Source organism: Pseudomonas sp. RW10S2 (genome assembly GCF_014268985.1).
Lineage (GTDB): Bacteria > Pseudomonadota > Gammaproteobacteria > Pseudomonadales > Pseudomonadaceae > Aquipseudomonas > Aquipseudomonas wayambapalatensis.
On record NZ_JABWRO010000177.1, the window covers coordinates 1 to 7,533 of the forward strand.

General features: G+C 65.3%; 6 protein-coding genes. All 6 read left to right on the forward strand.

The window, feature by feature from the left end; all coding sequences use genetic code 11:
- Positions 1-1,934, forward strand: a 1,934-nt coding sequence (locus HU729_RS24280) for an FAD-linked oxidase C-terminal domain-containing protein (RefSeq protein WP_186711785.1), incomplete at its 5' end; no start/stop codon positions are given.
- Between the two features lie 216 nt (positions 1,935-2,150).
- Entirely contained in the window at positions 2,151-3,374 is a 1,224-nt protein-coding gene (locus HU729_RS24285; protein WP_186669382.1) for an MFS transporter, read from the forward strand.
- Between the two features lie 216 nt (positions 3,375-3,590).
- Positions 3,591-4,886, forward strand: coding sequence for an NCS2 family permease (locus HU729_RS24290; protein ID WP_054892635.1), 1,296 nt, complete (start codon positions 3,591-3,593; stop codon positions 4,884-4,886).
- Complete coding sequence (gene trmA / locus HU729_RS24295) at positions 4,883-5,968, forward strand: tRNA (uridine(54)-C5)-methyltransferase TrmA (RefSeq protein ID WP_186669377.1); 1,086 nt, start codon at positions 4,883-4,885, stop codon at positions 5,966-5,968. The genes HU729_RS24290 and trmA overlap by 4 nt, the downstream gene beginning before the upstream one ends.
- A gap of 58 nt (positions 5,969-6,026) precedes the next feature.
- Complete coding sequence (locus tag HU729_RS24300; protein WP_186711786.1) at positions 6,027-6,932, forward strand: LysR family transcriptional regulator; 906 nt, start codon at positions 6,027-6,029, stop codon at positions 6,930-6,932.
- 105 nt (positions 6,933-7,037) lie between these two features.
- A complete protein-coding gene (locus tag HU729_RS24305) occupies positions 7,038-7,475 on the forward strand; it encodes a DUF4437 domain-containing protein (protein ID WP_186669374.1) in 438 nt (145 codons plus the stop codon).
- The last annotated feature ends 58 nt before the right edge of the window (positions 7,476-7,533 follow it).

Here is a 7,533-nt window from a genome sequence, read left to right on the forward strand (position 1 = left end):
GGGGGGGGGGGGGGGGGCCCCCCCCCCGCCGCAGCCTGCGCTCGGTGCAGGAGATGCCAGGCATGCCGGCCTGGGTGAAGGGCCTGTCAGACAACGCCTGCGCCCTGCTGATCGAGTCCCGCGCCGCCAGCCAGAGCCTGCTGCACGAACAACTGGCGCAGGTGATGGGGTCCATCGCCGAGTTCCCGCTCGAGCAGAAGGTCGAGTTCAGCGAAGATCCGGCGGTGTACAACCTGCTGTGGAAGATTCGCAAGGACACCTTCCCCGCTGTCGGCGCCGTGCGCCAGACCGGCACCACAGTGATCATCGAAGACGTAACCTTCCCGGTCGAGCAACTGGCCGAAGGCGTCAACCGCCTGATCCAGCTGTTCGACAAGCATCACTACGACGAGGCGATCATTTTCGGCCACGCGCTGGAAGGCAACCTGCACTTCGTTTTCACCCAGGGCTTCAACAGCGCCGAAGAAGTTGCGCGTTACCAGGCCTTCATGGAGGACGTTGCGCAACTGGTGGCGGTGGAATTCGGCGGTTCGCTCAAGGCCGAGCACGGCACCGGACGCAACATGGCGCCCTTCGTCGAGCTGGAATGGGGCAAGGACGCCTACCAATTGATGTGGGCACTCAAGCGCTTGCTCGACCCCAACGGCATCCTCAACCCGGATGTGGTGCTCAGCAGCGATCCAGACATCCACCTGAAAAACCTCAAGCCACTGCCGGCGGCCGACGAGATCGTCGACAAATGCATCGAGTGCGGCTTCTGCGAGCCGGTGTGCCCGTCCAAAGGGCTGACCCTCAGCCCGCGCCAGCGCATCGTCATGTGGCGCGATATCCAGGCCAGGCGCCGTGCCGGTCTCGACACCCGCGAGCTGCTGCAGACCTATCAATACCAGGGCCTCGACACCTGTGCCGCGACCGGCCTGTGCGCCCAGCGCTGCCCGGTGGGGATCAACACCGGCGAGCTGGTGAAAAAGCTTCGCGGCGAGGCCGCCGGCCATCTGAAGACCGCCGACTGGCTGGCCGAGCACTTCCACTCGGCCCTCAGCGGCGCACGCCTGACCCTCGCCGCAGCCAACGGCGCCCGCAAGCTGCTCGGCGCCCCGCGCCTGGGACGCCTCAGCAGCGGCCTGCGCAAGGTCAGCAACGGTCGCCTGCCGCAGTGGACACCGGCCATGCCGCAACCGCTCAAACCGATCGACTTCGGCCCGGCAAGCCACGATGCACGACCTCGGGTGGTTTACCTCGCGGCCTGCGTGTCGCGCGTCATGGGTCCGGCCTATGGCGATCGCGAGCAGCGCTCGTTGCTGGACAAGACCCGGGCCCTGCTGGAAAAGGCCGGCTACCAGGTGATCTTCCCCGACAACGCCGACAACCTCTGCTGCGGCCAGCCATTCGCTTCCAAGGGCTATGCCGAACAGGCCGAGCACAAACGCCAGGAACTGATCGCCGCCCTGCTGCATGCGAGCCGCGGCGGCCTCGACCCGATCTACTGCGACACCAGCCCCTGCACCTTGCGCCTGGTACAGGACCTGGGGGAAACCCGACTGGATCTTTACGACCCGGTACGCTTCATCCGCACGCATCTGCTCGACAAGCTGGAGTTCACCCCGCAGGAGGAACCTGTGGCCGTGCATGTCACCTGCAGCACCCAGCACCTGGGCGAAAGCCAGGCGCTGATCGACCTCGCGCGGCGTTGCAGCAAGCAGGTGGTGATTCCCGAGGGCATCCATTGCTGCGGGTTCGCTGGCGACAAGGGCTTCACCACGCCGGAGCTCAATGCCCACTCCCTGCGCAGCCTGAAAGATGCCGTGCAGTACTGCAGCGAAGGGATTTCCACCAGCCGGACCTGTGAGATCGGGCTTTCGAGCCATAGTGGTATCGACTATCACGGGTTGGTCTATCTGGTGGACCGGGTGACGCGCGCACGAGCTATCTGAGGTCAGCCCAATCCCTGTGGGAGCGACGGTTCGCCGCTGCGACTTGTCCCGCGAACACGGGCGTAGCCCGTGCCAGGCAGCGCGGTGTCGTTTTCGCGGGTAAACCCGCTCCTGCAATGGGAGCGGCTACCCAGGCTATTGCCCAACAGCCCGCAACCATTTGTTACAAGTAAATGCTAATCTGCAGCCCCCTCCCTCCGCTGCCGTTGGCCCCTGATGTCTGAGTCCGCACCGTTGCTGTTGCGTCACCACCGTCCTTTCATCGCCTTCTGGCTTGCGCGGGTCTTCACCGCCAGCGGCTTCCAGATGCTCACCGTGGCCATCGGCTGGCACCTCTACCAGCTCACCGGCAACGTCCTGGACCTGGGCCTGGTCGGCCTGGTCGAGTTTGCCCCCCGGGTGCTGTTCATGCTGCACACCGGGCATGTGGCAGACCGCTACGACCGGCGCAAGGTCGCCGCCCTGTGCCAGTGCCTGCAAGGGCTCATCGCCCTGGCCCTGGCGCTGGGCAGTGCCACCGACAGCGTCACCCGCGAACTGATCTTCGTGCTGGCGTTCCTGCTCGGTGCCACTCGCTCCTTCGAGATGCCCGCAACCCAGGCACTGCTGCCCAACGTGGTGCCGCCGGGGCTGTTCCCGCGCGCCGTCGCTGCGTCGGCGTCGGCGACCCAGGCAGCGACCATCGTCGCCCCGGCGGTCGGCGGCCTGCTGTACGCCTTCGGCAGCATCTGGGTGTATGGCCCGACCGTATTGCTGTACGCCATTGCCTGCCTGCTGATGTTCACCCTCGATTCGCGCCAGCAGACACCTCAACGCGGCCGTGCCAGCCTGGAATCGCTGCTGGCCGGCATCCGCTTCATCCGCAGTCGCCCGGACATCCTCGGCGCCATCTCGCTTGACCTGTTCGCCGTGCTGCTGGGCGGTGCCACGGCGCTGCTGCCGGTGTTCGCCAAGGATATCCTGCTCACCGGCGCCTGGGGCCTGGGCCTGCTGCGCTCGGCCCCGGCGGTGGGCGCCTTGTTGATGTCGCTGTGGCTGGCGCGCTTCCCGGTGGAGCGCAAGGTCGGCCGGACCATGTTCACCGCCGTGGGTGTGTTCGGCGTGGCGACCATCGCCTTCGGCCTGTCGACCTCGTTCTGGTTCTCGCTGGCGGTGCTGGTGGTACTGGGCGCGGCGGACATGATCAGCATGGTCATCCGCAGTGCTTTCGTGCAGTTGGAGACACCGGATGAAATGCGCGGCCGGGTCAGCGCGGTGAACGGGCTGTTCATCGGCGCCTCGAATCAGCTCGGCGAGTTCGAATCCGGGGTCACTGCGCACTGGTTTGGCACAGTTCCGGCGGTGGTGCTGGGTGGCGTGGGCACGCTGGTGGTCACTGGCGTGTGGATGAAGCTGTTCCCGACCCTGGCCAACCGTGACCGGATGCACAATCCGCAATAGTCTTCATGGGGCTGCCTGGCAGCCCTTTCGCGGCACCAGGCCGCGCCGACAGCGGGCGCCACGCCACAAAGACCAACAGCCATAGGCCCCCGCCCCCCATGCTGGTATGATGCGCGGCTTTTTTCCGCCCCCACAAAACCACGGCAACCGGTACGGTCTGTGCTTTGCTGATGGGGTCGAATACATTCACGGCGCCGCGGCGCCATGGGAGCAGGCATGCTGGAAAGGCTGTTTCAACTAAAAGCACACAACACCAACGTGCGCACCGAGATCCTCGCGGGCGTCACCACCTTCCTGGCGATGGCCTACATCCTGTTCGTCAACCCGAGCATCCTCGGCGAAACCGGCATGGACAAGGGCGCGATCTTCGTCGCCACCTGCCTGGCCGCGGCCATCGGCTCGGTCACCATGGGCCTGATCGCCAATTACCCGATCGCCCTCGCTCCGGGCATGGGCCTGAACGCCTTCTTCACCTACACCGTGGTCCTGCACATGGGCCACACCTGGCAGGTGGCACTGGGCGCGGTATTCCTCTCGGCAGTGCTGTTCTTCCTGCTGTCGATCTTCCGTATCCGCGAGTGGATCGTGAACAGCATCCCGCTGCCGCTGCGCTCGGCGATCGCTGCGGGCATCGGCCTGTTCCTGGCGCTGATCGCCCTGCACAACGCTGGCATCGTCGTCGATAACCCGGCCACCCTGGTGGGCCTGGGCGACCTCAAGCAGCCTGCACCGATCCTTGCCACCCTCGGTTTCTTCCTCATCGTCGGCCTCGAGTCGCTGAAAGTGCGCGGCGCCGTGTTGATCGGCATCCTCGCCGTGACCGTGGTGTCGATCCTGGTGGGGGCCAGCCAGTTCGGCGGCATCGTTTCCATGCCGCCGTCGCTGGCCCCGACCTTCCTGCAACTGGACATCAAGGGTGCGCTGGACGTCGGGCTGATCAGCGTGATCTTCGCCTTCCTGTTCGTCGACCTGTTCGACAACTCCGGCACCCTGATCGGCGTGGCCAAGCGCGCCGGCCTGATGGGCAAGGACGGCCACATGCCGAAAATGGGCCGTGCGCTGATCGCTGACAGCACCGCAGCCATGGCCGGCTCGCTGCTGGGCACCTCGACCACCACCAGCTATATCGAATCGGCCGCAGGCGTGAGTGCCGGCGGACGCACCGGCCTGACCGCCATCGTGGTGGCCGTGCTGTTCCTGCTGGCCCTGTTCTTCGCGCCCCTGGCCGGTAGCGTGCCGGCCTACGCCACCGCGCCGGCACTGCTGTTCGTTGCCGTGCTGATGGCCTCGGGCCTGGCCGAGATCAACTGGGACGACGTCACCGAGGCCGCGCCGGTGGTGGTCACCGCCCTGGCCATGCCGTTGACCTATTCGATCGCCAACGGCATCGCCTTCGGCTTCATCGCCTGGACCGCCATCAAGCTGATCTCCGGTCGTCACCGCGACCTGAACCCGGCCCTGGTGATCCTGTCCATTCTGTTCGTCATCAAGCTGGGCTGGTTCAACGCATGAGTGCCGTCTTCGACCCTTCGCAATACACGACCCAACTGCAGGCCAAGGTCGAGCGCCTGCGCGAGCTGCTGGCGCCCTTCGATGCACCGCAACCTGCAGTGTTCGAGTCGCCGCGCGAGCACTATCGCCTGCGCGCAGAGTTCCGCCTGTGGCGCGAAGAGGGTCAACGCCACTACGCGATGTTCGCCCCGGGCGAAAAGCACAAGGCAATTCTGATCGACGACTTCCCTATCGCCAGCCAGCGCATCAATGACCTGATGCCCCGCCTGAAGGCCGCCTGGCAGGGCAACGAAGACCTGAGCAATCGTCTGTTCCAGGTCGAGTTCCTGACCACACTGGCTGGCGATGCCATGGTCACCCTGTGCTATCACCGCCCGCTCGACCAGGCCTGGGAAGCCGCCGCGCAGCAACTGGCCGCGCAACTGGGCGTCAGCGTGATCGGTCGCTCCAAGGGCAAGCGCGTGGTGATCGGTCGTGACTATGCCGTGGAGAAACTCGATATCGCCGGGCGCACCTTCAGCTACCGCCAGCCTGAAGGCGCCTTCACCCAGCCCAACGGCGCGGTGAACCAGAAGATGCTCGGCTGGGCCTGCGAGGCAATGGGCGAGCGCAGCGACGACCTGCTGGAGCTGTACTGCGGCAACGGCAACTTCACCCTGCCCCTGGCCACCCGCGCGCGCCAGGTGCTGGCCACCGAGATCAGCAAGACCTCGGTCAACGCCGCCCTGCACAACCTCGACGAAAACGGCATCGACAACGTACGCCTGGTGCGCCTGTCGGCCGAGGAACTGACCGAGGCGCTGAATGAGGTTCGCCCATTCCGTCGTCTGGAAGGCATCGACCTGAAAAGCTACGACTTCGGCACCGTTTTCGTCGACCCACCGCGCGCCGGCATGGACCCGGACACCTGCGAGCTGACCCGACGTTTCGAGCGCATCCTGTACATCTCCTGCAACCCCGAGACGCTGGCGCAGAACATCGCCCAACTGCACGATAGCCACCGTATCGAACGCTGCGCGCTGTTCGACCAGTTCCCCTACACCCATCACATGGAAAGCGGGGTCCTGCTGGTCAGGCGCTGATCCGCGCACTGCGGGGTCGAGCAGACCCCGCCGCACGCACCCAAGGAGCGATGTGCCGATGGACCAATTGAGCGCCATGCAGACCTTCCGCCGAGTCGTCGACCTCGGCAGTTTCAGCGCCGCCGCCCATCAGGCGGGCGTGTCTCACACCGTGCTGTCGCGCCAGGTGAAGAACCTCGAGCGCGAACTCGGCACGCAACTGCTCAACCGCACCACCCGCAGCCTGCAACCCACCGAAGCGGGCATGCTGTTCTACCGCCACTGCGTGTTGATTCTCGAACAGATGCAGGCCATGAACCTGGAGCTGTCCGAGCACCAGCAACAGCCCACTGGCACACTGCGCCTGAGCGTTGCCACCGCCTTCGGAGAGCTCGAATTGGGCCACTGGCTGCCGGATTTCGCGGCACGGTACGAGCACCTGCAGATCGAGCTCAGTTGCACCGATCGCTTCGTCGACCTGATCGAGGAGGAAGTGGATGTCTGCCTGCGGATCACCGACCACCTGCCCGACTCCAGCCTGGTCGCACGCCTGCTGGCGCCCAGCCCGGTTATGCTGGTGGCCGCACCGGGCTACCTCGAACGCCAAGGCACACCCACCACGCCCGACGCACTGAAGGACCATCCGCTACTTGGCTACAGCCGCCTCACCCATCCCCAGCGCCTGCAGCTCAGCGGTCCGCAAGGTGCCCAGCAGGACGTGCTGATGCCCAGGCGGCTGAGCGCCAACTCGCCCATGGCCCTGCGTGCAGCCGCCATCGGTGGCTTGGGTATCGCCAGCTTCGACCGTTTCATCGTGCATGACGCCTTGCGCGACGGGCGCCTGGTGCCGGTGCTGGCCGATTGGCGATTGCCGGGGCGCAGCCTGTATGCCGTCTACCCGCAGAGCCGATATCTGGCACCGAAGGTACGCGCACTGCTCGACTACGTGCAGCACTACTACGGAACGCCGCGCTGGGAAGATTGATTGGTGCAACAAAAGCACAAGTCATGGCTAACTTGTGCCGTATCTGTGCTTAGAACATCTGGTTAACCTTCGCTCACTCACATTGATCGGCGAAGGAGCCTCTCCATGAAAGCACTGCACACCCTGATTGCCGGCCTCGCCCTGGGCACCCTCGCCCTTACCGCGCAGGCCGTCGAAACCAAACTGGTCTCTGTCCCGAACAGCGCCGAACTCAAATGGCAGGACGTGCCGAACACCAAGGGCGCGGTCAGCTACGCCAACGTCGAAGGCGACATCTTTGGCGAGGGCCCGTACTCGGCCTACGTGAAGTTCAAGAAGGGCGTCGACAACGGCCTGCACCAGCACACCGAGACCCTGCCGACCGTAGTACTCGACGGGACCTTCTATGCCGTGATCGATGGCAAGCGCACCGAATTCCCGGCAGGTTCGTACTACAAGCTGCCCGCCGACCTGGTTCACGAGAGCGGCTGCACCGCTGCAGCAGATTGCCTGCTGTTCCAGTACCAGGCTGACAAGTTCGACCTGAAGCCGGTCAAGAAGTAACACCCCGTTGTAACCGCACCGCTCCTGTTTTGGGGGGGGGGGCCCCCCCCCCCCCCCC